The 26,226-nt window shown below is 54.4% G+C and carries 22 protein-coding genes and 1 riboswitch; all 22 genes read left to right on the top strand.

The features are described 5' to 3' along the window. Window positions 1–6: 6 nt before the first annotated feature. The 22 genes from V8I28_RS01430 (at window position 7) to V8I28_RS01325 (ending at window position 25,974) form a co-directional block, all read left to right on the top strand. Entirely contained in the window at window positions 7–129 is a 123-nt protein-coding gene (locus tag V8I28_RS01430; protein ID WP_341778346.1) for a hypothetical protein, read from the top strand. 443 nt (window positions 130–572) lie between these two features. Then, window positions 573–1,280, top strand: coding sequence for a tRNA (adenine(22)-N(1))-methyltransferase (locus V8I28_RS01425; RefSeq protein ID WP_341778345.1), 708 nt, complete (start codon window positions 573–575; stop codon window positions 1,278–1,280). Further along, a complete protein-coding gene (locus V8I28_RS01420) occupies window positions 1,267–2,073 on the top strand; it encodes a Nif3-like dinuclear metal center hexameric protein (RefSeq protein ID WP_341778344.1) in 807 nt (268 codons plus the stop codon). Before V8I28_RS01425 ends, V8I28_RS01420 begins: the two co-directional genes overlap by 14 nt. Before the next feature lie 60 nt (window positions 2,074–2,133). Next, window positions 2,134–3,375 (top strand): peptidase T, encoded by a 1,242-nt coding sequence (pepT, locus tag V8I28_RS01415; RefSeq protein ID WP_341778343.1) that lies wholly within the window; start codon window positions 2,134–2,136, stop codon window positions 3,373–3,375. Between the two features lie 175 nt (window positions 3,376–3,550). Next, on the top strand, window positions 3,551–6,172 hold the full coding sequence (gene clpB, locus V8I28_RS01410; RefSeq protein ID WP_341778342.1) for an ATP-dependent chaperone ClpB: 2,622 nt from the start codon (window positions 3,551–3,553) through the stop codon (window positions 6,170–6,172). Between the two features lie 382 nt (window positions 6,173–6,554). Then, the gene (gene dnaE, locus V8I28_RS01405; protein ID WP_341778341.1) at window positions 6,555–9,899 is read left to right on the top strand and encodes a DNA polymerase III subunit alpha; all 3,345 of its coding nucleotides are present in this window, start codon (window positions 6,555–6,557) and stop codon (window positions 9,897–9,899) included. A gap of 95 nt (window positions 9,900–9,994) precedes the next feature. Next, window positions 9,995–10,717: a transaldolase gene (locus V8I28_RS01400; RefSeq protein ID WP_341778340.1), complete on the top strand. Its 723-nt coding sequence runs from the start codon at window positions 9,995–9,997 to the stop codon at window positions 10,715–10,717. Window positions 10,718–11,339: 622 nt separating this feature from the next. Next, the gene (pyk, locus tag V8I28_RS01395; RefSeq protein ID WP_341778339.1) at window positions 11,340–13,097 is read left to right on the top strand and encodes a pyruvate kinase; all 1,758 of its coding nucleotides are present in this window, start codon (window positions 11,340–11,342) and stop codon (window positions 13,095–13,097) included. 312 nt (window positions 13,098–13,409) lie between these two features. Next, window positions 13,410–14,291, top strand: a complete 882-nt coding sequence (locus V8I28_RS01390) for a CvfB family protein (protein WP_341778338.1) — start codon at window positions 13,410–13,412, stop codon at window positions 14,289–14,291. Window positions 14,292–14,312: 21 nt separating this feature from the next. Then, window positions 14,313–15,209, top strand: coding sequence for a site-specific tyrosine recombinase XerD (xerD, locus tag V8I28_RS01385; protein WP_341778337.1), 897 nt, complete (start codon window positions 14,313–14,315; stop codon window positions 15,207–15,209). Between the two features lie 53 nt (window positions 15,210–15,262). Continuing rightward, complete coding sequence (locus tag V8I28_RS01380; protein ID WP_341778336.1) at window positions 15,263–15,658, top strand: N-acetyltransferase; 396 nt, start codon at window positions 15,263–15,265, stop codon at window positions 15,656–15,658. Continuing rightward, on the top strand, window positions 15,612–16,400 hold the full coding sequence (locus V8I28_RS01375) for a segregation and condensation protein A (RefSeq protein ID WP_341778335.1): 789 nt from the start codon (window positions 15,612–15,614) through the stop codon (window positions 16,398–16,400). Before V8I28_RS01380 ends, V8I28_RS01375 begins: the two co-directional genes overlap by 47 nt. Further along, window positions 16,378–16,986, top strand: a complete 609-nt coding sequence (scpB, locus tag V8I28_RS01370) for an SMC-Scp complex subunit ScpB (protein ID WP_341778334.1) — start codon at window positions 16,378–16,380, stop codon at window positions 16,984–16,986. Before V8I28_RS01375 ends, scpB begins: the two co-directional genes overlap by 23 nt. Next, the gene (locus V8I28_RS01365) at window positions 16,987–17,709 is read left to right on the top strand and encodes a pseudouridine synthase (RefSeq protein ID WP_341778333.1); all 723 of its coding nucleotides are present in this window, start codon (window positions 16,987–16,989) and stop codon (window positions 17,707–17,709) included. Between the two features lie 59 nt (window positions 17,710–17,768). Continuing rightward, window positions 17,769–17,886: riboswitch (FMN riboswitch) on the top strand. Window positions 17,887–18,002: 116 nt separating this feature from the next. Then, window positions 18,003–18,584: an ECF transporter S component gene (locus V8I28_RS01360; RefSeq protein ID WP_341778332.1), complete on the top strand. Its 582-nt coding sequence runs from the start codon at window positions 18,003–18,005 to the stop codon at window positions 18,582–18,584. Window positions 18,585–18,686: 102 nt separating this feature from the next. Beyond that, entirely contained in the window at window positions 18,687–19,727 is a 1,041-nt protein-coding gene (locus V8I28_RS01355; protein ID WP_341778330.1) for a helix-turn-helix domain-containing protein, read from the top strand. Further along, complete coding sequence (locus V8I28_RS01350) at window positions 19,720–21,141, top strand: RecQ family ATP-dependent DNA helicase (RefSeq protein WP_341778329.1); 1,422 nt, start codon at window positions 19,720–19,722, stop codon at window positions 21,139–21,141. Before V8I28_RS01355 ends, V8I28_RS01350 begins: the two co-directional genes overlap by 8 nt. A 71-nt stretch (window positions 21,142–21,212) precedes the next feature. Continuing rightward, window positions 21,213–21,845, top strand: a complete 633-nt coding sequence (locus V8I28_RS01345) for a LysM peptidoglycan-binding domain-containing protein (protein WP_341778328.1) — start codon at window positions 21,213–21,215, stop codon at window positions 21,843–21,845. A gap of 32 nt (window positions 21,846–21,877) precedes the next feature. Continuing rightward, the gene (gene cmk / locus V8I28_RS01340) at window positions 21,878–22,558 is read left to right on the top strand and encodes a (d)CMP kinase (RefSeq protein WP_341778327.1); all 681 of its coding nucleotides are present in this window, start codon (window positions 21,878–21,880) and stop codon (window positions 22,556–22,558) included. Between the two features lie 79 nt (window positions 22,559–22,637). After that, entirely contained in the window at window positions 22,638–23,939 is a 1,302-nt protein-coding gene (gene rpsA / locus V8I28_RS01335; RefSeq protein ID WP_341778326.1) for a 30S ribosomal protein S1, read from the top strand. Window positions 23,940–24,151: 212 nt separating this feature from the next. After that, window positions 24,152–25,459 carry a ribosome biogenesis GTPase Der gene (der, locus tag V8I28_RS01330; RefSeq protein ID WP_341778325.1) on the top strand — a complete coding sequence of 436 codons (1,308 nt, stop codon included), beginning with the start codon at window positions 24,152–24,154 and terminating at the stop codon, window positions 25,457–25,459. Window positions 25,460–25,698: 239 nt separating this feature from the next. Next, complete coding sequence (locus V8I28_RS01325) at window positions 25,699–25,974, top strand: HU family DNA-binding protein (RefSeq protein ID WP_011667553.1); 276 nt, start codon at window positions 25,699–25,701, stop codon at window positions 25,972–25,974. Window positions 25,975–26,226 lie beyond the last annotated feature (252 nt).

The raw sequence follows: 26,226 nt of genomic DNA, 5'->3' as shown, positions 1-26,226 counted from the left end.
TCTGACATGAAGAGAAAGTCCGTTCTGCCTGCTGGTGGAGCGGGCTTTTTTGGACCTTCTATTATTACTAATGTAAAAATCACGGAATTTGTTGCACGTTTTGAAGAATTATTTTTGAAAAAAGATTAGAAGGTGTCATTCTAGTCTCGGTTGATTGCGCCAGCGCGGTGAGGCGGGATCTGATGGCGAGAATTGAGCGCTTTGAAATTGATAGTAGCATTGCTGGTAAGGCAATATTCAACCAAACTAGATTGATCGTCATCCCATGTAGCCGTGAGTGAGTCAAATTTGGTCTCACCCGTGGGATTATCTGAGCGGCGATAGCCGGTTAGATAATGGCGACTTGGAAACGCCGATTCTTGGCGGTTCCAAGCGAGTCCTGAGACCGTTTCTCAGGCTCAGGGCGTCTTGCCCACCGCGTTCCAGACCAAATTTGGCGAACGGTAAGGCGGATGGCAAGGACGACGTTGCCGAAAATCACTAATTTTGCTTGTGAACCATTTCCCGCTATTCAAGCGACACGGACTAGCTTATACTTAGACTAGTGAAAAAATAGAGAGGAAGATGTGTGAATGGATGCAGACCATTTATCAATTCGGCTAGCCACCGTCGCCGAGTACGTCCCTGCGGGTAGCCGTTTGGCGGACATCGGTACCGACCACGCCTACTTGCCAGTCAACCTGGCTAAGCGCGGAAAGATTGTGGGCGGCGTGGCCGGCGAGGTCGTCAAGGGCCCGTTTGAAAATGCGCAACACGAGATTGAAAGAGAGGGCTTAAGCGACCGAATCACGGCGCGGCTGGCCAACGGCTTACAGGCCATTAAGGCTAGCGACCACATCGATACGGTGGTCGTGGCCGGCATGGGGGGCACGTTGATTGCCCAGATTCTGACGCGAGACTTCAACCGGTTGGCCGGTGTGAAGCGTCTGGTTCTACAACCCAACGTGGGCGAGCAAAACGTGCGCCAATTCCTGATGACCCACGGCTTCCAGCTGGTTACCGAAAAGATCGTGACGGAGGACGGCCACGACTATGAAATTCTGGTGGCCGATAAAGCCGCGCAGCCCGAGCAGTACACGGCCGAGCAACTGCGCTTTGGCCCGTACCTCTTGGCCGAGCATAATGATATTTTTATCGCCAAATGGCGGCGTGAGTTGGCCCGCACCCAACAGGTCTTAGCACAGGTCCGGTCGGCCAAGGTCGTGCCCACGGAAAAGGTGACGGCGTTAGAAACGGAAATCAAGGAGATTGAGGAGGTCTTGCAACGTGTTGGTGCGTGAGTTAGTCGATCGATTTGAACAGTTCGCCCCGAAGACGTGGGCGGAACCCAGTGATCCGGTGGGTCTACAACTAGGCGACTTGGATGCCCCGGTTCACAAGGTGTTGGTGACGTTAGACGTGCGGCCCGAGGTCGTGGACGAGGCCATTTCTGTGGGGGCCGACTTTATCTTTGCCCACCACCCCATGATGTTTCACCCCGCCAAGAATCTCGACCTGGCCGTTCCACAGAATAAAATGTATGCGACTTTGTTGCAGCACCACATCACGGTCTACGGTGCCCACACCAATCTGGATAGCGCGCCCAACGGCATGAACGATTGGTTGGCAGAAGCGCTGGGCCTGCAAGACATCACGGGTCTGGTGCCCAGCAACGGGGCGACCGCCACGGATGCAATCACGATGGGGCGGATTGGCAACCTGGCCCAGCCGACTACGGTACGGCAATTTGCCGAGGACTGTAAACGCATCTTCAACGTGGCCGGTTTGCGGCTCATTAGCCATACACCGGACGCCCCGGTTAGTCGCGTGGCCGTCCTCGGTGGTAGCGGCGGGCCATTCTACCAGGCGGCGCTAGCCAAGGGGGCCGATGTCTACGTGACCGGCGATATCTCGTATCATCCCGGTCACGATATGATTGCCGCGGGGTTAAACGTGGTCGATCCCGGGCACCACATCGAGAGTATTTGTAAGCCCCATCTCCAGGCGCTCTTCACCCAGTGGGCGACCGAGAACGACTGGCCCATCACGGTGGTGGCCTCGCAATTAAATACCGATCCCTTCACTTTTATTTAGCCGTGAAAACGGGTACACTGAAAACGTAAGTTAGTTAATTCAATTGAGGAGTGATTTATTTTGGCAAAGTATGAAAACCTGATTCCCCGGTTCTTGAAGTACGTCAAGATCAACACGCGTTCTAACCCGAACTCCGGGACGATTCCATCCACACCGGAGCTGACCAAATTCGCTGAGGGCTTGGTCCAAGACCTGAAGGAAATCGGCTTAACGAATGTGCACATTAATCAACAATGCGCCTACGTTTATGCCACTTTACCAGCCAACACGGATAAGAAGGTTAAGAAGATTGGGTTTATCTCTCACTTCGATACCGCCGACTTCAATAGTGAAAACATTAACCCCCAATTCGTGGAAAACTACGATGGCAAGTCCGTCATCAAGTTGGACGACGCCGGCAAGTACACGCTGGACCCGGCCGTCTTCCCGAACCTGAAGAACTACAAGGGCCACACCCTGATTACCACGGATGGCAGCACCTTGCTGGGGGCCGATGACAAGTCCGGGGTTGCCGAAATCATGGCTGCCGCCGAATACTTACTGGCTCATCCCGAAATCAAACACGGTGAAATCGAGATTGGCTTGGGCCCCGATGAAGAAATCGGGACCGGGGCCGACCATTTCGACGTGAAGGACTTCGGCGCCGACATCGCTTACACGGTCGATGGGGGGCCACTTGGGCAATTGGAATACGAAACCTTTAACGCGGCCGACGCGCAGGTTGAAATTACCGGGACTAACGTGCACCCGGCCGAGGCCAAGGACGTCATGGTTAACGCCTCGCAAGTGGCCATGGACTTCCACGCGGCCTTGCCAGAACACGACCGGCCGGAACATACCGAAGGCCGGGAAGGCTTCTTCCATCTGTACAGCATGAACGGTACCGTTGACAGTGCCCACCTCAGCTACATCATCCGCGATCACGATCGCCAAATCTTTGAGGACCGCAAGAAGCTCTTCCAAGGCGTGGCCGACCAGTTGAACAAGGCTTACGGTAGCGACCGGGTTAAGGTCACCATCAAGGACCAGTACTACAACATGCGTGAGGTCATCGAAAAGGACATGACGGTGGTTGACCTGGCCAAGGAAGCTCTGGAAGACCTGAACATCAAGCCGTTAATCTTCCCCGTTCGTGGGGGGACCGATGGCTCCAAGATCTCTTACCTGGGTCTGCCAACGCCGAACCTGTTTGCCGGTGGAGAAAACATGCACGGGCGGTTCGAATACGTTTCCGAACAAACTATGGAACAGGCAACGGATGTGGTCATCAAGATTGCGGAACTCGCCGAACAACAGGCTTAAATTAATTAGTCAAAATTGGTCAAATTATTTTGAATTTTGGTCAAAATCAGTTAGAATATGAGTGAAAAATGGAGGTTAACCTGAGGGTTGCCTCTTTTTTGACCCTTGGTTTCGTTAAGCCGGGGGCTGTGACTAATCGATAGACTTAAATTCAATGACTCAAGGAGGACGTACGATGAATCCAGAAAAAATGACGGAAGCCCTAACGGCGGCGCTGGGCGAGGCCCAACGGATCGCCATGACGCGTAAGCACCAGGCCGTGACGGTGGCTCACCTCTTCAAGTATTTAATTCAACCCGGGGAACTCGGGCGCGAGATTCTGGCCAATGCCGGTGTGGACATTGCGGGGATGGACGGCGAACTCGACCGGGAACTCGACAGCATCAGCACGGTTTCCGGTAGTGGCATCCAGTACGGGCAGGAGTTTTCCCGCAACCTGAAGGATCTGCTCCAGAAGGCCGATGCGATCAAGGACAAGTATCGCGATGACTTTTTGGCCACCGACACGGTCGTCATCGCCCTGATGCAGCTGAACGGCGAGAGCCTGACGGACTACCTGAAGGCCCAGGGCATCACGGAACAGATGGTTCGTAACGCCGTGGATAAGATTAGAAGCGGCGAGCGGGTCACCTCGAAGACGCAAGAAGACCAGTACAAGGCGCTGGAAAAATACGGCATCGACCTGGTGAAGGCCATGCGTAGCGGCAAGATCGACCCGATTATCGGCCGTGACGAGGAGATTCTCTCCGTCATTCGGATCCTGTCGCGTAAGACCAAGAACAACCCCGTTTTGATCGGGGAGGCCGGTGTCGGGAAGACGGCCATCGTGGAAGGCTTGGCCCAACGGATCGTGCGCGGTGACGTCCCCGATAATTTGAAGAACAAGACCATCTTTTCCCTGGACATGGGGGCGTTAATCGCCGGGGCCAAGTACCGCGGTGAATTCGAGGAACGGCTGAAGGCCGTCTTGAAGGAGGTCACCAAGAGTAACGGGCAGATTATCATGTTCATTGATGAAATCCACAACATCGTGGGGGCCGGCAAGAGCGAAGGGAGCATGGACGCCGGTAACCTCCTGAAGCCGATGTTGGCCCGTGGCGAACTCCACCTGATTGGGGCCACCACGTTGGATGAATACCGGAAATATTTGGAACAGGATAAGGCGTTAGCGCGGCGGTTCCAACGGGTGGTCGTCAATGAGCCCAGCGTGGACGACACGGTGACGATTCTGCGGGGATTGCGCGAGCGTTTCGAAATCCACCACGGCGTCAAGATTCACGACAACGCGCTGATTGCGGCGGCCAAATTGTCCGACCGTTACCTGACCGACCGGTTCTTACCGGATAAGGCCATTGACCTGGTCGATGAGGCCTCAGCCTCGATCCGAGTGGAAATGAACTCCGCACCGACCGAACTGGATCAGACCCGGCGGCAAATGATGCGAATGCAGGTCGAACAGACGGCGTTGAAGCAGGAAACGGACGAGGCTTCGCAGGCCCGCCTCAAGGAACTGACCAAGGAATTGGCCGACACCAAGGAAAAGGTCGACAAGTTGAGTGCCCGCTGGAATCAGGAAAAGACGGCGATCAAGAGCGTCGGGGCCAAGAAGACCGAGCTGGACCGGGCCAAGCGGGACCTGGAGAATGCCGAGTCCCAGTATGACCTGAACAAGGCCGCCGAGCTGCAGCACGGGACGATTCCGCGGTTGGAACGGGAGCTGGCTGACCTGGAAAAGCAAGATCAGCAGCAGGACTGGCTGGTCTCCGAATCCGTTACGGAAAATGAAATTGCCAACGTCGTGAGCCGGATGACGGGAATTCCCGTGACCAAGCTGGTTCAGGGCGAACGGGAGAAGCTGTTAAAACTCGCCGATCGTTTGCACGACCGCGTGGTGGGTCAGGACCAGGCCGTTTCGGCGGTGGCCGATGCCGTCCTGCGTTCCAGAGCGGGTTTGCAGGACCCGACCAAGCCACTGGGGTCCTTCCTCTTTCTGGGGCCGACCGGGGTCGGGAAGACCGAACTGGCCAAGGCGTTGGCCGAGAACCTCTTCGACAGTGAAGACCATATGGTGCGGATCGACATGAGTGAATACATGGAAAAGGAATCCGTCTCGCGATTGGTCGGGGCGGCTCCCGGGTACGTGGGCTACGAGGAAGGCGGTCAACTGACCGAGGCCGTACGGCGTAATCCGTATACCATTGTGCTCTTCGATGAGGTCGAAAAGGCCCATCCAGACGTCTTTAACCTCTTGCTACAGGTCTTAGACGATGGTCGGTTGACGGATAGTCAGGGCCGGACCATTGACTTCAAGAACACGATTCTCATCATGACCTCTAACCTGGGGTCCGAACTGCTCTTGCAGGGGACCGACGATCAGGGGCATATCTCGACCAGTGCCCAGGAGCAGGTGGCCAAGCTCTTGCAGGCCCACTTCCGACCGGAATTTCTGAACCGGATCGACGAGACTATCATGTTTACGCCATTGACGCTGGCCGATGTTCAACAGATTGTGGTTAAGCTGATTGGCCATTTGGCTAACCGGCTTCACGAACAGCAGTTGGACCTGACGATCACGCCGGCCGCCCAAGCTTGGATTGCGCAAAAGGGTTATCTGCCAGCCTATGGGGCTCGGCCCCTGCAGCGGTTCATCACGACCCACGTGGAAACGCCACTGGCACGGCAACTCATTGCCGGGAACATCCCCGTCAATAGTCTGATTACGATTGATGTGGCCGACGATCGGCTGGTCTTCACACACGCCTTACAGGTGAAGACGGTGCAGACGCCGGAGGGCTAAGGCGTCATTCGACATGAAGAGTGGGGTTAATGGCCAATTGGAGGCAGTTGACCCCACTTTTCCTTAGCGTGGATAGCTGATTTCAGCTCCTTGCTTATTGTAATCATGATGTGATGAAGGCTGTCCGCCTAAATACTGGCGGGCGGCTTTTTTGATGGGAACGGGTATTGCGTTAGGGTGGTGAGTTGCAACTGCTGGTGAGCGTCTCTCGGTTAATGCGCAAGACAGCAGGTCGACTAAAATAAGTAGCGGGCTTTACCGTAACCGTCAGCTTACCGGGAAGGGGTAAAATTGCCAAGCAAACAGTTGTTCGCTATCCCGGTTTTTACCCCATTTTCTGGTATAATAACGATAACTGATCATCACGAAAGGAGGGGACAGGATGTTTGTCCCATTACAGGTCATGAGTACCTATAGCCTGCTGCAGAGTACCAATCGGATTCCCAAGTTGGTCCAAACGGCCAAGGACCGTGGATACACCGCGCTGGCCCTGACGGATAAGAACGTCATGTACGGGGTGGTGGCCTTCTATAATGCCTGCCAAGAAGCGGGAATTAAGCCCATCTTGGGACTGACCTTGACGGTACAGGCGACCGGGGATGCCACGCAACCCACCGACCTGATTTTTCTAGCGCGGGATTTCACCGGCTATCAGCAGTTGATGCGGCTGTCCACGGCCTATCAGGTGGCCGCGGCGCCCGTTGATCTGAGCCAACAGGTGGCCAACTTAACCCACCTTAACGTCATTGCCCCGCTCGATAGCGAAATTCATCAATTGCTGGCGATTGGGGATGCACCGGCGGCCACGCGGGTGGTCCAACGGCTCCAGCAGTGGGTCCCACAGCGGCTGGCCGTGGGGGTGAGTCCCGATCTACCGGAAATGACCCAACAGCAGCTCCAACAGCTACAGGTGACCACGCAGGTACCCTTGGTAGGGGTGACACCGGTCGACTACCTCGACCGCGAGGACCATTTTGCCGTGACGGTGCTCAGGGCGATTGATGCTGGGGCGGTGATCGAGGATCTCCCCGCCGCACAGAAGACGCTGGGCGCCCACTGGTTGCGCCCGGCCGCGGAACAAGCGGAACGCTTTAACCACGCGGGACTAGCGGACGCCGTGGCGACGACGGAACGAATCGCGGCCGCTTGTGACGTGACCTTGAAATTTCAACAACCCCAACTGCCCCAATTTCCCACGCCCGACCAACAGAGCTCACGAGATTACCTCCGTCAGCTGTGCGTCGCGGGGCTCCGTCAGCGGCTAGCGGCTAACGAGATCACGGATAGCCAGCCCTACCAGCAGCGCTTAGACCGCGAATTGGGGGTCATTCACCGCATGGGCTTTGACGACTACTTCCTGATTGTCTGGGACGTCATGAACTTTGCGCACCGCGCGCACATCCAGACCGGGCCGGGCCGGGGTTCGGCGGCCGGTTCCCTGGTCGCCTACGTCCTGGCGATTACGGAAGTGGACCCTCTGGCCTACAATCTTCTGTTCGAACGGTTCTTGAATGAGGAGCGGGCCCAGATGCCCGATATCGACCTGGATATTCCGGACGATAAACGCGAGCAGGTCCTCCAATACGTCCACGACAAGTACGGCCATTCTCGGGTGGCGCAGATCATTACGTTTGGCACGCTGGCGGCCAAGGCGGCGTTGCGTGACGTGGGCCGGGTCCTGGGGATGGCGCCGTACCAGATGAGCGATTGGAGTGCGGCCATTCCCAACCAATTACACATTACGCTGGCCGCGGCCTACCAGCAGTCCCAGAAGCTAAGAAACCTGGTGGCCGATAGTTCACAGAATAAGTTGCTCTTTGAAACGGCCAGTAAGCTAGAAGGGCTTCCTCGAAACTACTCCACCCACGCGGCCGGTATCGTGCTGAGCCAAGGCGACCTGACCCAACTGGTGCCGCTGCAACCGGGCGCCGGCACGCTGCTGATGACGCAGTATCCCAAGGACACCGTCGAAGCGGTCGGCCTGTTAAAAATGGACTTTTTGGGCCTGCGGAATCTGAGCATTCTGGCCAACGCCTTGGCACTGGTGAAAAAGCAGACGGGACAGGCGCTGGACATCAACGGTATCGACCTCAACGATGCGGCCACGCTGAAACTCTTCGCGCAGGGCGAGACGAACGGGGTCTTTCAATTCGAATCCGCCGGTATCAAGCGCGTCTTGCGGCAACTCAGTCCGGATAGCTTCGAACTGGTGGCCGCGGTTAACGCTTTGTATCGGCCGGGCCCCATGGAAAACATCGATACCTTCATCAAGCGCAAAGATGGCAAGGAACGCGTGACCTACGCGGCCGAGGCACTCAAGCCGATCCTGGGACCGACCTATGGGGTTCTGGTCTATCAGGAGCAGGTCATGCAGGTGGCCAGCACCATGGGGGGCTTTACCCTCGGGGAAGCCGACCTGCTACGGCGGGCCATGAGTAAGAAAAAGAAGCAGACCATGGATGCCATGCAAAAGAAGTTCGTTGGCGGTGCGCAACAACTGGGCTACGCGGCGGAAACGGCCGAACAGGTCTTCGCCTACATGGACCGGTTCGCCAATTACGGGTTTAACCGATCACATGCCGTGGCCTACAGCAAGCTGGCCTTTCAGTTGGCCTACCTCAAGGCCCATTACCCCGGACCGTTCTACGCGGCCCTGTTGAATTCGGTGATTAACGTGCCGGTGAAGACCAAGCTCTACCTGACGGAGGCCAAGCGCCACGGCGTTACGATTCTGCCGCCGGACATCAACCGCTCCTCGGCGTACTTCAACCTTCGCGACGGAGCCATCATCTTCGGGCTGAGTTCCATCAAGGGCGTGCGCCGCGACTTCTTGCGAGAATTACTCGCGGATCGACACGAGCACGGGCCGTACCGAGACCTCCATCAATTCTTGCAGCGCATCGACGGTAAATACCGGAAGGCCGACCTGTTGAACGCCTTGGTGTACGCCGGGGCCTTCGACCACTTCGGGTACAATCGCGCGGAGTTGATCGCGGCTTTACCGGAATTTCTGAGTAGCGTGGAGCTGTCCGGCGACAACGTGGAATTGTTCGCAGCCCTTGCGCCCAAGGTTACGCGCAAGCCCGACTTCGACCTGATGACCAAGCTAACGCAGGAGGAGGCCGTGCTGGGCGCCTATTTGTCGGGGCATCCCGTCGCGCAGTTTGCTAAATTAGCCGAACGCTTGCATGCCGTGACGGTTAGCGACCTGGCCGTCAACGGGCGGGTGACCGTGGTGGTCTACGTCACGCGGATTCGAACGATTCGGACCAAGCGCGGCGAGCCGATGGCCTTTCTCACCGGGAGTGACGAGACCGCCGACGTCAGCATTACCGTGTTCCCCAACCAGTACCGGCTGGCCAGTGAATGGCTCAAGACGGACCAGGTCATCGTGGTGCGGGGCAAGGTGGAACAGCAACGTGGCTTGCAGATTGTGGCGGACCGCTTGGAGCCGGCCGAAAACTTACAGCCGAGCCAGTCGACGGCGCAATCGGGTCAGCGCTGGTTCATTCGGGTGGATGCCGACCACGACCAACGACCGGTGGCCCAGCAATTGGCCCAACTGCTCACCCAGCATGCCGGACCGGTCCCGGTGATTGTTTATCAACCCCAGACCGATCAGAAACGCCTGTTGCCCAAGACCCAGTGGCTGCGGGCGGACCCCACTTTAAAGGGACCCTTGGAGCGCCTGATGGGTGCCGGAAATGTGGTTTATGAAAATGGATAGACCAATTTTGCTAAAAATACCTCTAGACTATTCATATCATGTTCTGTATTATATATACCAATGAACGAGATATTCAACTTTGGAGGTATTTTTTAATGAAATTAAACGTTAAAGTGTATTCCGATGGGGCCCAGTTAGCCGACATGAAGGCCGTGGCGGCCAGGGGGTTAGTCGAGGGCTTTACCACCAATCCGAGCCTGATGAAGGCGGCCGGCATTACGGATTATCTGGCCTTTGCCAAAGAGGCCGTGGCGACCTTCCCGGACCAGTCCATCAGCTTTGAAGTCTTCGGTAACACGCCGGAACGCATGCTGGCCGAGGCCAAGGTGCTAGCCGGCCTCGGGCAGCACGTGGCCGTTAAGGTCCCCATCATTCGGGCCAACGGCGAAGACAACACGGCCGTTATCAGTGCGTTGTCTGCCGCGGGCGTTCGGGTGAACGTGACGGCGATTACCACGCTAGCGGAAGTGCGGCTGGCCGTGGATGCCTTAGACGCTAAGACCGGGGGTATCGTCTCCGTCTTCGCCGGTCGGGTGGCCGACACGGGCGTGGACCCACTGCCACTGATGAAGCAGTCGGCGGAACTCTGCCACGCCAAGGCCAACGTCGAATTGCTCTGGGCCAGCACCCGAGAATCCATTAACGTGGTTCAGGCCGATGAGACCGGTTGTGACATCATCACGGTGCCACCGAAGATTTTGAACAAGCTCGATAAGTTTGGCAAGGACGCCTTCCAGGTGTCGGTCGATACCGTGAAGACGTTTGACCAAGACATCGCCGAACTAGGCTTCACGATTCCGGTGCCGGGTGAGGCCTAGCCACATGCCGGCAATGTGTTAATCCCGAGGCTTAGGATAAAGGGAGCTCTCGGGCAGCACTAACACGAGACTCAAAACCCGTTTAAATCGTTAGCGATCGTCCAGAAAGCGTCTCCGTTCTGGGCGGTCGTTTTGTTTTGAGTTATTTGACGGGGGAGTAGAGCTAGTGAGGGAATAATGGGGGAAAGGTGGAAAGGCGGAGATTGCCTTAAACTGTTGTCATCGTGCGACTGATGGCGCTAATTTTAGTCGTTTACAATTTCGTAGTGGAAAGCGGCCGCCTGACCATTCACCAAATATAGGTTGGATTGCGGTGGGCAGGCGACCGAAAAAATAGAGTCAAAAGTTGGCCGAATTAAAATCGGTTGATTATTTTTTCAATAACGAATGAGTTATAAAACGAGTAGCTTTCAGTGCGTTTTCAGCCCCGTCCGAAAAGGGAAAACGCTTACTTTGAGAAATTGTGTACAAAGTGACGAAAAATCGATAAACATAGCAGACATAAATTTTCAAAAGTGATAGAATAATTTTGGAATCAAATTTGAGCCGAAACTTTTGGCATGCCAATTTTTAACGAGATTGGTGAACCGTTTCGGCCAATTCTAAAGGAGAGATTTTTCTAATGAAGAAAACCAAGATCGTAAGTACCCTTGGTCCTGCAAGTACTGACGTTGATACGATTGTTAAGTTAATCGAATCTGGCGCCAACATCTTCCGGTTCAACTTTTCACACGGTGACCATGAAGAACATTTAGACCGTTTGGAAAAGGTCCACAAGGCTGAAAAGATTACTGGTAAGACCGTTGGTATCATGTTAGATACTAAGGGTGCCGAAATTCGGACGACTGTTGAAAAGGGTGGCAAGCTTGACTTCCACACCGGCGACGTATTCCGGATCTCCATGGATGCATCACTCGAAGGTACGAAGGAAAAGATCGCTGTTACCTACCCTGGTTTATACGATGACGTCCACGAAGGCGGCCACGTCTTATTCGATGATGGTTTATTAGATACTGTCGTTGAAAAGAAAGACGATGCAACTAAGGAATTAGTTGTTAAGGTTCAAAACGATGGTGTCTTAGGTTCCCGTAAGGGTGTTAACGCACCTGGCGTTTCCATCAACTTACCAGGGATTACTGAAAAGGACTCCGATGATATTCGTTTTGGTTTGGACCACGAAATCAACTTCATCGCTGCTTCATTCGTTCGGAAGCCACAAGATGTTATGGACATCCGTGAACTCCTCGAAGAAAAGCACATGGAACACGTTCAAATCTTCCCTAAGATCGAATCTCAAGAAGGTATCAACAACTTTGATGACATCATCAAGGTTTCCGATGGTTTGATGGTCGCTCGTGGTGACATGGGTGTTGAAATCCCAACGGAAAACGTGCCTTTGGTTCAAAAGGCTTTGATCAAGAAGTGCAACGTCTTAGGTAAGCCTGTTATCACCGCTACCCAAATGTTGGACTCTATGCAAGAAAACCCACGTCCTACGCGTGCCGAAGCTTCTGACGTTGCCAACGCCGTCTTTGATGGTACCGACGCAACCATGCTTTCTGGTGAAAGTGCTAACGGTGAATACCCAGTAGAATCCGTTGCTACTATGAACCGGATCGACATCAAGGCTGAAAATGCTTTGGCAGAATTTGGCCGTGACAACTTGGACTTTGATAACGGTGACGTTACTGAATCCATCGGTGCTTCCGTTGCCCGGGTTGCTAACGAATTAGGTGTTAAGACCATCGTTGCAGCTACGGAATCTGGTTACACTGCCAAGATGATTTCTAAGTACCGGCCAAACGCTGATATCTTAGCCGTTACCTTTGACGACCGGACCCGTCGTGGCTTGATGGTTAACTGGGGTGTTTACCCAATCGTTACCGAAAAGCCAGCTAATACGGACGCTATGTTTGATTTAGCTGCTGCCAAGGCCGTTGAAACTGGTTTGGCCAAGGAAGGCGACTTGATCTTAATCACTGCCGGTGTACCGGTTGGCGAACGCGGCACGACTAACTTGATGAAGATCCAATTGATCGGCTCAAAGTTAGTTCAAGGCCAAGGTGTCGGTGATGACACGGTAATCGGCAAGGCCGTTATCGCAAACTCCGCTGCTGATGCCAACGCTAAAGTCGTTGAAGGTGGTATCTTGATTGCCAAGAACACCGACAAAGACTACCTGCCAGCTATCGAAAAGTCTAGCGCCGTTATCGTTGAAAACGGTGGGTTGACTTCTCACGCAGCTGTTGTTGGAATTTCCATGGGGATTCCTGTTATCGTTGGCGCTACTGGTGCCAGCGACAAGATCTCCGATGGCGAATTGATTACTGTTGACTCACGTCGCGGTATCGTTTACCACGGTGCTTCCAACGCGCTTTAATAAGAGATAAACCTGTTATTGAAAACGGACCCTCTGTCGGGGGTCCGTTTTTGTTTGGGGAGAGTGGAACCAAGGACGATTAGCCGGTATGCATTACGGCGATTTAAAGTAGACTCGCAAGCGTCGGGAAGGCTCTAACCTAGGCTCTTTGCTGGGGGCCAGACGGTTAAGCCCGAACACTAGTCGAGGGTGGTCGTTCGGCATAAATAAATTTGTCAGAATAAGGCTCGCTAGTTCGGGGGTTTCCGTGTAAAATAAAGGTTAGACACTTTTGTACGGTTGACTGGGTAAACCAGTAGAATTGAGGAGATTATGGAAGAACTATTAGGCCGCATCATCGCGGGAAAAGTGACCGATGAAAACGAAAATGATTATTATGTCCAAGTCGCGGGGACGACCTTTCGACTGGATAAGGCGGAGATCAAGAAGCCGTTGAAACTGGGCTCTAATTTCAAGGGGTTCGCCTACGAAAACGAAGACCATGATATGCAGATCACCCGGAACGCGCCACAGGTCCAAGTCGATCATTACGGCTTCGGGACGGTGGTTCGGACGCAACGGACGTTGGGCGTCTTCGTGGATATTGGCTTGCCCAATAAGGATATCGTGGTGTCCTTGGATGACCTGCCAGCCATGATGGAACTTTGGCCACAACAGGGCGACCGGCTGATGATTGCCTTACGAGAGGACAACAAGCAACGGTTATGGGGTGTGCTGGCCGATGGCGACATCTATGCGGCAATTGCCCAACCGGCTAAGAAGATGCTGCAAAACTCTAACGTGGTGGCGCGGGCTTACCAGCTGAAATTGGTGGGAACCCGGGTCATGACCGACCATTACGAACTGGGCTTCATTCATCCGTCGGAACGGGAAACGGAACCGCGGTTGGGTGAAGAGTTGCACGCGCGGGTGATTGGCGTCCACGACGATGGGACCCTGAACCTTTCCTTACGACCCCGGACCTACGAAGCCATCGATGACGATGCCGCAATGCTCCTGGCCGCGCTGGAACACAGTGAGGACGGCCATCTGGACTTTAGCGACAAGAGTGCCCCGGCGGCCATCAAGGCCTACTTTGGGATTAGTAAGGGTCAGTTCAAACGGGCCATTGGTCACCTGTTGAAGGCGCGGAAGATTACCCAACACGATGGGCAGTTGTGGCTGGTTGCGGACGCGGACCAGACCAAGGACTAATCAGACGAGGGGGCGTTTCGGATGACCGAACTAGCCGATCAGACGTTAGACTTTGCCCACTATTTAACCGTGGAGCAGGGGCTGGCCAAGAATTCCGTCACGAGCTATACGCAGGAACTCCACAATTTTACGGCGTATCTGACCTGCCAAAAGCTTACGAGTTTTTGGCAGGTCGACCGGTTGACCGTCATGAATTATCTGAGCGCCCTGACGGCAAGTGGCAAGTCCCGTAATTCCGTGATTCATGCCGTGTCGGCGCTGCGAAAGTTCTACCGGTACGCCGTGCAGACTCACCAATTGGCGGATAACCCGATGGCCAACATTGCCGCGCCCAAGCACGCGGAGCATTTGCCGGCGGTCCTGACGGTGGCCGAGGTGGATCGCCTGTTAGCCGCCCCGGATACCAGCACCAAGTACGGCTTGCGTGACCGGGCCATCCTGGAGGTTATGTACGCCACCGGGCTACGGGTCAGCGAATTGGTCCACCTCAAGCTGGTGGATTTACACCTGGAGATGGGGCTCATTCAGACGATTGGTAAGGGCGATAAGGAACGGATCATTCCGATTGGCGATGTGGCCGCGGACTGGGTCCAGCGTTACCTGGCCCACAGCCGCGCGCGACTACTCAAGCAGCGCAAGAGCCCGTATCTGTTCTTAAACGCCCATGGTGGCGGTCTTTCTCGGCAGGCCATTTGGCAAAAGATTAAGCACTATGTCGCGCTGGCCGATATTCAAAAGGACGTGACGCCCCATACGTTGCGCCACTCCTTTGCCACGCACATCCTGGAGAACGGGGCGGATCTCCGGGTGGTTCAGGAACTTTTGGGCCATGCGGACATCACCACCACGCAGATTTACACCCACATTTCGAAGAAACGACTGGCCGCGGTTTATGACCAGTATCACCCCCGGGCCTAGCCGCGAGGGCACAAGTGTGGTAGAGTATGGAGACGACTTAACGGAGGCACTGTATGTTACTGAAATATCGGAGTGATTATCAAAAGATTGCCATGGGGTTGTTGAGCCTGATGCCGAGTTTTAAGGACTGGGATCGCCTGCAGCACGAGTTGGCCTGGTACCAGAGTAGCGAGGAACGCACACTGTATCTCTGGAAGGACGATCACGATGACTTTGCCGGGGCTGTCGGGACGCAGGTGCAGGGCAAGTACGTGATTGTTCAGCTGCTGACGCTGATGCCCGACAAGGATCTGACGGAGAATACCTGGCAATTGGTGGACCAACTTGCGACGACTCTGCCGACGAAACGACTGATGGGGACCCTCTCCACAGCTAAGATTATTGCGAAATGGGAGTATCACCATGGACAAAGCCACAACCAGCGGCCAACCACTGATTCAGGTCAGTGATTTTGAAGGCCCCCTGGACTTACTGTTACATCTAATCAAAACCAACGAAATGGATATTTATGATATCCGCATTGCCACCATCACCAGTCAGTACTTGGACTACTTGCATCAGATGCAGACGTTACGGCTTGACATTGCCGGGGAGTACTTCGTGATGGCGGCCAATTTAATGGCCATTAAGGCGAAGCTGCTTCTGCCCAAGCCCCAGACGCTGGAACCCAGCGATGAGGACGATTTAGGTGATCCACGAGAAGACTTGGTTAACCAGCTATTGGAATACCAGCGTTACAAGCAGGCGGCGCAGGTCTTAAAGGCCCGGGCCCAGGAACGTCAGCAGCATTTCACCCGACCGGCCATGGCCGTACCGGATTCGGTGGCCTTGACGGTGGCGCCGGGGATTGAAACGGCAGACCTACAGGCGGCCCTAGCCAAGCTCGTGCACCGGGCGATGGTGGCCAAGCCGGTCACCCAGAGCATCCAGCAGGCCCACTACACGATTAAGGACCAGATGAAAACGGTGCTGCACCGCCTGGAACACAGTCACGGGGCACTGAGCTTCGAACAACTCATCGGCGAGACGCCGGTCCTGCCCGAGATCGTGACGACCTTTTTGGCCGTGTTAGAGCTCGCCCGGCAACGCCAGGTTGCATTAAAGCAGGTGAGTCGTCTGGTCCCACTACAGGTTAACTTCTTACGATTGAAAGGACGGTATGCCACGGATGTCACCCCTAGCACAGATTGAAAGTTTATTGTTCGTGAGTGGCGATGAGGGCATTACGGTTGCGGACCTAGCGGCGGCGACCGGCCTGTTGCGGCCCGCCATCTTAGCCAGTCTGGAACGGTTGGCCCAGAAGTATGCGGCGGACCCGGACTCGGCCCTCGAGCTCATGGTCAATGACACCACCTACCGCCTGGTGACCAAGGAAGCGGTCGGCGACGTGATTAAGCAATATTTCGAGAATCCCCTGAGTACAAGCCTATCGCCGGCCTCACTGGAGGTGCTGGCCATCATCGCCTACCGCCAGCCCATCACGCGCATCGAAGTCGATGAGATTCGTGGGGTGCAGAGCGCCTCGACCGTCCAAAAATTGGTCTTACGGCGGTTGGTCGAAGACGCTGGGCGTTTGGATGAACCCGGGCGACCGAAGCTCTACCGGACCACGGCGTACTTCTTGGATTACTTTGGTCTCAAGCAACTCACCGATTTGCCCCCCTTACCAGCGGCGGCGAACCCGAGTGAAGCGACCGATGAAGAGGGTGGCGACCTGTTCTTACAGGCCTTTAACCAGCAATTGAACCAATCAGGAGAAACAGGAGATGAAGCATAAATGGAACGACTACAAAAAGTGTTAGCCCACGATGGCGTGGCTTCACGGCGTCAATCAGAAAAGTTGATCATGAGCGGTCGCGTGAAGGTCAACGGCAGTGTCGTCACGGAACTGGGCACCAAGGTGGGCGTCCACGATAAGATCTTGGTCGACGGCGTGCCGATTACCAGCGAAGCGCCGGTCTACATGTTGTTGTACAAGCCCCGGGGTGTCATCTCCACGGCTAATGACGACAAGGACCGTCAAACGGTGGTCGATTTAATCGAGGACGTGGACCAACGGATTTACCCGGTTGGCCGCTTGGACTATGATACGTCCGGGCTACTCCTACTGACCAACGATGGGGAACTGGCCAATCGGCTGACCCATCCGAAGTACGGCGTGGAGAAGACCTATGTGGCGCGGGTCACGGGCATTCCAACCAACGATGCCATGCGGCAACTACGCCAAGGCATCACGGTCGATGACGTCAAGTACGCGCCAGCGAAGTTTAAGCTGCTGAGTAGCGACGATAAGAAAAAGATTGCGATTGTCTCGCTGACGATTCACGAAGGCAAGAACCACCAGGTCAAGAAGATGCTGGCGGCCGTGGGCTATCCCGTGGAAAAATTAAAGCGTGAGGAATACGGCTTCTTGACGCTCAAGGGGCTTCAACCCGGCGAATCGCGGCACCTCAAGCCGGAAGAAGTCAAGGAACTACGGCGGCTGACCGGGTTGGCCTGAGGCAAATCGTTGACAGACGTTGGTTCGTTTAGTACATTAAAGGTGTACTAAAATTTAAGGTTCATCTTCAGGGCAGGGTGTAATTCCCGACCGGCGGTAAAGTCCGCGACCCGCGCGAGCGGTTGATTCGGTGCAACTCCGAAACCGACAGTATAGTCTGGTATGCAGAAGATGGGACGTTGCTTTTTGCGTAGCTTAATTTTGACGTAAACTCCAAGGTCTCGCTCTTCTGTGGCGAGGCCTTTTTTCGTGGGGTCGCGTCACTGGGATGGCCGCAAGGAGGAATTTGTGTCATGGAAAGTAGTCAGAAACGGTTCAGCGTTCGCGCGATGGTCGAGATGGCGTTATTTGCCGGGGTGGCCTACGTCTTAATGTTTGTCTCCATTCCCATCATTCCCATCGTCCCGTACATGAAACTCGACCTCAGTGATCTGGTCGTGTTACTCGGGCTGGGGGTCTTCGGTCCCGTGGGGGCGGTGACGGTTGCCGCCGTCAAGGAGCTGTTGTACTTCGTGACCACCGGCTTGGACATCGTGAATTTCATTGGCGTGTTGACGGCCTTTATCGCCGACCTCGCGCTGGTACTGCCGATGAGTGCGGTGCTACGGCGTCACGAATGGACGGTCAAGCGCCAGGTAGTGGCGGTGATCGTGGGGACATTGAGCCTGACGATCGTCTTGTCACTGGCTAATTGGGGAATCATTACGCCCCTGTATCTGAAGGTCTGGGGGATGTCCCTGGGGTTACCGGTGAATAAGCTCATCTTGTTCGGGGTGATCCCCTTCAACCTCATCAAGGGGATCGTCCTTGGGGTGCTGTTCATGTTGCTGAATCGGCGAATGGCGCCCTGGCTACGTAAGCACACGCTATCATGAGTCAATCGATAACGAATTTGTATGAAATCAAGGGCTGGCGCACTGCCGGCCCTTTTCGTATGGTAAACTAGGTGCAGACTAAATCGAGAGGAGCGGGGAACCATGGAAGCGGCGGATCTGCTGGCTTTACTAGATGCACAACAGTTTCGGCGCCTGCGGGTGATTGAGAACCTGTTACGCGGAAAGAAGACGGTGTCGACCCTCTACTGGGGGCAACGCTACCGGGCCTTATATCTGGTGGGACTGGCTAAGAAGCTCCCCCGGGGGGCCCTAGACGCCCCGGCCCAGGCACTCCAAGAACGGGGCCTCATCGTGACCGGTGAGACGCCGGATCAGGTGCGGTTAACGGAGAAGGGGCTGGACGCGCAACGGCAGGCAACTTACTTCACCCCGCTGACCCGTGCGTCCTGGAATCAGATCGACCTCATGGCGGCCAGGGAGCGAATTTTACTGGCGGTTCAGGTGGTCAGCCAGTATGCTCATGCGGTGAAACGCTATTATCCGCTCGCAACCGGGACGCAGACGCGGCAGGCCGTTCGCCGTTGGTTCTATCAGCAGGCGCATTCTAGCCTATCCGAACAAATGTTCGATTCGCTAAAAGAAAGCCTGAACCGGTTGCCCACGCAGGTGGCCGAGGCCGTCACGGCGCTATTTACCGGCTATCAGCAACCCGGGCAGACGGCCGCACAGTTGGCTCAAGCGTGGCAGTATACCCCGTGGGAGGTGACGCTGATGCAACTGGACGGGATGATGCAGATTGCGTTGGACGCGCGGACGACCGGGCCGTTGACGTCTTTACTGCGGCCAACGTGGCAGTCGCCGGTGACCCGAAGCGCCCAGCAGACGTTAGCGGCGGTAGGACAGGGCCGAACGTTGGACCAGATTGCAGCGGCTCGGGGAATCAAGGTTAATACGGCCAGAGAACATCTCCTGGAGGCGGCAATTTTACTGCCCCTGACGCGGTTTCCCTACGACGACATCTTGACGGCGTCGATTCGCCAGGCCTTCGCCGCGGCCTTGACCGGACCGATTGATTCCTGGCAATACACGGCCTTACCCGAGGCGTTGCAGGCGCGCTACGCCTTCTTTTATTTTCGATTGTATGCGATTTGGTGTGATAAGCGAGGTGAGCAGCGTGCTTGAACCTTTAACCACGAGTTTGGAGAAGGTCTTTGGCTTTCACGCGTTTCGGACGGGCCAGCGGAATGCCCTCACCGCCTTGGAGGCGGGAGAAGATACCTTGGCGGTGTTACCGACCGGGGCGGGGAAGACCCTCATCTATCAATTGTACGGGTACCGGCATCCGGGTTGTGTCCTGATTATTTCGCCGCTATTATCGTTGATGAACGATCAGGTAGACCGGATGCACATGGCCGGCTTTCGACGAACGGCGGCGATTAATTCGCTGACTAGCTATGCCGATCGTCAGGCTATCTTGCAGCATCTGGACACCTACCAATTTCTCTTCATGTCGCCGGAAATGCTGGCGCAACCGCAGATGTTGGCGCGGGTGAAGCAGCTACCGCTAAGCCTACTCGTCATCGATGAGGCCCACTGCATCGTTCAGTGGGGACCGGACTTTCGACCGGAGTATCTCTTGCTCGGGGCGATTCGTACCCAGCTACAGCAACCGTTGACCCTGATGCTCACGGCAACGGCGGGACAAACGACGCGTCACGAGATTGCTAAACAGTTGCGGACCCGGCCCACGGTGGTAGCCGAGTCCGTGGATCGACCCAATATCTTTCTCGATGTGGAGCAGGTCGCTAACGAACCGGCTAAGCAGGAACGGCTGACGGCGCTGGTGAGTCAGCTACAGGGCCCCGGGGTGATTTACTTCTCGAGTAAGCAGCAGGCTACCGATACGGCCCTGAGCCTGCAACAGCAGACCCAGCGGAAAACGGCGGCTTACCACGCCGGTCTCAGCAGTGAGGACCGTTTCAAGATTCAACAGCAGTTCATGGCGGGGCAGTTGGACGTCATCTGTGCGACCAGTGCATTTGGTATGGGTATCGACAAGAATGATGTGCGCTACGTGATTCACTACCACTTACCGGCCGACTTTGAAAGCTACGCGCAGGAGATTGGCCGGGCCGGGCGTGACGGACAACCGAGTGTGGCGATCCTCCTGTATGCCAGTGGGGATGAACAGCTGCCGTTGATGTTGGGGCAAACCAACCGACCGGAAGCCGAGACCATCCACCGTTACTATGCGCGACCGCAAGCCTTCAGCGAAGACGATGCGGCCATTGCCCTGTTGGCCTTTTATCGCCGGCACGGGATTAGTGAGGCGGCCGTCATCCAGTTGTTCCGTCGTCGGGAGAAGGAGCGTAACCGCGCGCTGGCCCAGATGCTGGCCTACGTGCGGGAGCCGCATTGCCTGCGGCACAACTGGCTACTGGCATTCGATGAACAGAGTGCCGAACACGATGACCATTGCTGTTCGCCGGCGGGGATGCCCCTGGATTTGGCACGATTGGGCTTGCTGGCCCCGACCGAGCCGGTCACGGAGGCCCCGGTTGCGGATTGGACAAAACGGTTACGACGGTTATTTTAAGAAGATTTTAGAGAATTCGCCGGGCTGGTATGGTACAATTACGGTTGAAAGTTTTTCAGGGAGGTTAGATGATGAGTCAAAAGCGTGACGATCAAACGTCGAAGGAGCAAGCGTCCCATCCATGGGATTCTTCGTTTGCCGATGATCGCGACGATCAGGGAAACCTGTCACGAACGAAAATGCGGCGGCAAAATCATAGCAACACCATGGTTACCGTTATCTTGGTGGCAATCATCATTGTGATTGCGGCAGCCTCGTTGGTCTACGGCCTGGCCCGTCAAAGTGCGGTCAATCGGCCACAGAATACGGAGAAGGTGGCGGCCAGTTCGTCTAGCTCATCTTCTAAGAAGGCCAAGAGCACCCATAAATCATCAAGCAAGGCATCATCGAAGAAGACCACTTCTTCGGCAAGCAGCAAAAAATCAACGACATCGACCACAACTGCTAGTTCGGCAACCACGGCTAGCAGTTCTTCGGCTACGACCAGCCATAGCAGTTCCGCGGCCACGAGTAGTCACAGCACCAGTGCTAGCAGCTCGGCCAGCAGTTCTACGGCCGGTGAAAAGTACGCCACGGTTGAATCCGGTCAGGGTGTCTACCGGGTGGCCACAAACGCCGGCATTTCGGTCGATAAGTTGTTACAACTCAACGGACTTTCTTCAGGGGCTTCACTACACCCTGGGCAAAAGCTACGGGTTAGATAAGATTTAATTCATTGATAGGGAGTTTGGTTTGCATGGAAAAACAAGGTTTGCAGGTCGCCATTGACGGCCCAGCTTCGGCCGGTAAGAGTACGGTCGCTAAGATCGTGGCCCAACAGTTTCACTACATATATTGTGACACGGGCGCGATGTACCGGGCGATTACCTGGAAGGTGTTACAAGCGGGCGTGGCGTTAGATGATGAGGCCGCGGTCAAACAACTGCTGGATCAGATTACGATTCGTTTCGAACCGGGGACACCCGTTCAAAAGGTGTTCGTGGACGATACCGAAGTGACGTTGGCCATCCGCCAGCCGGACGTGACCAATGCCGTCTCGCAGATTTCGGCCCAGTCGGCGGTTCGTTCTGAACTGACCGAGCGTCAACGGCAGATTGCCGAGGCCGGGGGTATCGTCATGGACGGTCGCGACATCGGCTCCACCGTTTTGCCCCACGCTGAGGTCAAGATCTTCTTGGTGGCCAGCGTGGATGAACGGGCGCAACGGCGCTTGAAGGATAACGCCGCCAAGGGCATCGATACGCCGCTGGCCACGTTGAAACACGAGATTGAGGAGCGGGACCGAAAAGACTCCACGCGTAAGATCTCACCGTTAACCCAGGCTAAGGATGCGATTCGCTTAGATACCACCTCAATGTCCATCCAAGAAGTGGCCGATCGGATCGCTGAAATTATCCGTGAAAAAGAATCCCTATAGAAATGGGCATTTTACTAGCTTTTAGCAGCATAATCAGCTAAAATGGTATTTAGAGTTGTCGCAAGGAGGAAAAATTCGCATGAGTGAAAATGGCACGAGTCAAAACAATGAAAATAACGAACTATTGGATGCTTTAAACAGCATCGATAACGTTAAAGTCGGTGACGTCGTTAAGGGTGAAGTCTTAACGATCGATGACGACCAACAAGCAATCGTCGGTATTGCTGACACTGGGATTGAAGGGGTTGTTCCAAAGAAGGAACTTTCCACGAAGCCAGTTGATGATATTAATTCTGTAATTAAAGTCGGGGACGTTTTAGACCTCGTCGTAATTTCGCGTATTGGTACTGACAAGGAAGGCGGCAGTTACTTACTGTCACAACGTCGTTTGGAAGCCCGTAAGGTTTGGGACGACATCCAAAAGGAATTCGAAGCAGGCCACACGTTGACTGCACCCGTTACCCAAGTGGTTAAGGGTGGGTTAGTCGTTGATGCCGGTGTGCGTGGATTCGTTCCCGCATCCATGGTCTCCGATCACTTCGTTGAAGACTTATCTCAATTCAAGGGTCAAACCCTGGAATTCAAGATTGTCGAAATCGAACCTAGCGAAAACCGTCTGATCTTATCTCACCGAGCAATCGTTGAAAAGGAACGGGCAGCACAAAAGGCCGAAATCATGGCTAAGCTGACCGCCGGCGACATTGTCGAAGGTAAGGTTGCTCGTTTGACCAACTTCGGGGCCTTCGTTGACCTTGGTGGTGTTGATGGGTTAGTTCACGTTTCAGAAATCGCCTTTGAACGGGTTGAAAAGCCTAGCGATGTCTTGAAGGTGGGTCAAGAAGTTAAGGTTAAGGTCTTATCCGTAGATCCAGACCGCGACCGGATTTCCCTTTCCATCAAGCAAACCTTGCCAGAACCTTGGGATGGTATTGAAGACAAAGCCCCACAAGGCAGTGTCTTAGACGGAACTGTTAAGCGTTTGACGAGCTTTGGGGCCTTCGTTGAAGTATTCCCTGGCGTTGAAGGCTTGGTTCACATTTCTCAAATTTCTCACCAACACATCGCAACGCCTGCTGACGTGCTGAAGGTTGGTCAAGAAATCAAGGTTAAGGTCTTAGATGTTCGTCCAAACGATCACCGTTTGGCATTGTCCATCAAGGCTTTGGAAGAAAAGCCACAATCTGGTGACGAAGCTTCCGAAAACCACAGCAACAATCGGAGCCGGAACAACAACGGCGGTAACAACAACCGTCGTCGGAACAACCGGAACTCTGCTGAAACTTCAACGGCTAACGCCCCAGAAGAAAGCACTGGTTTCTCTTTAGGCGATCTGATTGGTGATAGCCTGAAGAAGGACATGGAAGACAACGAAAACAACTAACATGTTTGGTTGAAGAAGGGTTTGGCGCGGAACTTTGTTGGTTTCGCACCAAACCCTTTTGTTGTCATACCGCCTAAGACACGGCAAGTCGGGCTTTGACAGTCCGGGGTTTGTCGTGTAGACTAAGATACTTGCGTGCGGTTGGCCAATCCGGCCGACTAGTGCGTCATCTAAATTAAACTATAAGTGATTTAAAAAAGGAGGGATTTGTCGTGGCTTATCCAGTAGTCGCTATCGTGGGTCGCCCAAATGTCGGGAAATCGACCTTGTTCAACCGGATCGCCGGTGAACGAATCTCAATTGTTGAAGATACGCCGGGGGTCACGCGTGACCGGATTTACACGCGTGCCGAATGGCTGGGCACCGAATTTCGGATGATTGATACGGGGGGGATTGACCTCAGTGATGAACCATTCATCACCCAAATTACCCAACAGGCGGAAATCGCTATCGAAGAAGCCGATGTGATTGTCTTCATTACCAGCGCACCTGAAGGGGTGACGGATGCGGACGAAAACGTCGCTAAGATTCTCTACCGGGCGAATAAGCCCGTCCTATTGGCCGTCAATAAGGCCGATAACCCGGAGGTCCGGGAGTCCATTTACGACTTCTATTCTCTGGGATTGGGCGATCCGTACCCCGTTTCCGGGGCCCACGGTTTGGGCTTGGGAGACCTGTTGGATGCCGTCGTTAAGGAATTTCCAGACGATACCGGCGCTCCCAAGGACGACACGATTCGCTTCAGTCTGATCGGCCGGCCTAACGTGGGGAAGTCCTCGTTGGTGAACGCCATTCTGGGTGAAGACCGGGTGATTGTTTCCGACATTGCCGGAACCACGCGAGACGCCATCGATACCAAGTTTACCGCCGATGGCACGAAGTTTACCATGGTCGATACGGCCGGGATTCGGAAGCGTGGGAAGGTCTACGAGAACACCGAAAAGTACAGTGTCATGCGGGCCATGCGGGCCATTGATAATTCTGACGTGGTTCTGATGGTCATGAACGCCGAAGAAGGCATTCGTGAGCAGGACAAGCGCGTCGCCGGTTACGCTCATGAAGCCGGGCGCGGGATCATCATTTTGGTGAACAAGTGGGATACCTTGAAGAAGGACAACCACACCCTGACGGACTTCCAAAACCTGATTCGTTTGGAGTTCCAATACCTCAGCTATGCCCCAATTATCTTTGTTTCCGCGAAGACGGGCCAACGATTGGAACAATTGCCGGCCATGATCAAACGGGTTTCCGAGAACCACAACAAGCGGGTTCAGTCGGCCACGTTGAACGACGTGGTGATGGACGCGATTGCCCTGAACCCAACGCCGTCCGATAACGGGAAGCGCCTGCGGGTCTACTACGCAACGCAAGTGGCCGTGGCACCGCCAACCTTTGTGGTCTTCGTCAACGACCCGAAGATGATGCACTTTTCTTACGAGCGGTTCTTGGAAAATCAGATCCGGGAACACTTCGATTTCGAGGGGACGCCCATCCATCTGATCGAGCGCGCACGGAAGTAGGAAAAAAGCGCTTTAGACCTACTCTAAGGCCGATTTTGGCCCATTTTCGGGTGAAAAACGTAAAATTAGCGGATAATTGCTAAAAAATGGCGTTATCCCTTGTCATATAAGGCTTCCTGTGCTATCTTTGATTAAGAAATGATGCGGTTGACCGTATTTGTTTCATCATTTTTGGACCACTCAAAAATGATTACTAGATGGCATTCATCTAATCTTCATTGCAGGAGGTGAATTCAAACATGGCAAACAAAGCACAATTGGTTAGCGACGTTGCAACTGCAACTGGTTTAACTAAAAAGGACGCAACTGCTGCAGTTGATGCAGTATTCGATTCTGTCCAAGCAACGTTAGCAAAAGGCGAAAAGGTTCAATTGATCGGCTTTGGTAACTTTGAAGTACGTGAACGTGCAGCTCGTAAGGGCCGTAACCCACAAACTGGACAAGAAATCCAAATCCCAGCAAGCAAAGTACCTGCATTCAAGCCAGGTAAAGCTTTAAAGGATGCCGTTAAGTAATGACAATTAATTATTTAATGGATAAAGGGCCAGGTCGGCAATCGTCGGACTGGTTTTTTATTTGCCAAAATTTGGCCGACCGAGTGTTGATTGTTTCCATGTTTGAAGGGATTGCGTATAATGGTAGCTGTTGCTTTTTAGTTGGAAACGGTCGCTGATAATCCCAGTAAAGGCTTGCTGAAGGACGCGTCTATTACTGGCAAGGTGGCCGTGCCGAAGATAGCGAATTTTCAACCATTTTTGATAAAGAAA

Source organism: Levilactobacillus sp. HBUAS70063 (genome assembly GCF_038374745.1).
GTDB lineage: Bacteria > Bacillota > Bacilli > Lactobacillales > Lactobacillaceae > Levilactobacillus.
This window is presented reverse-complemented; position numbering and strand designations above follow the sequence as displayed.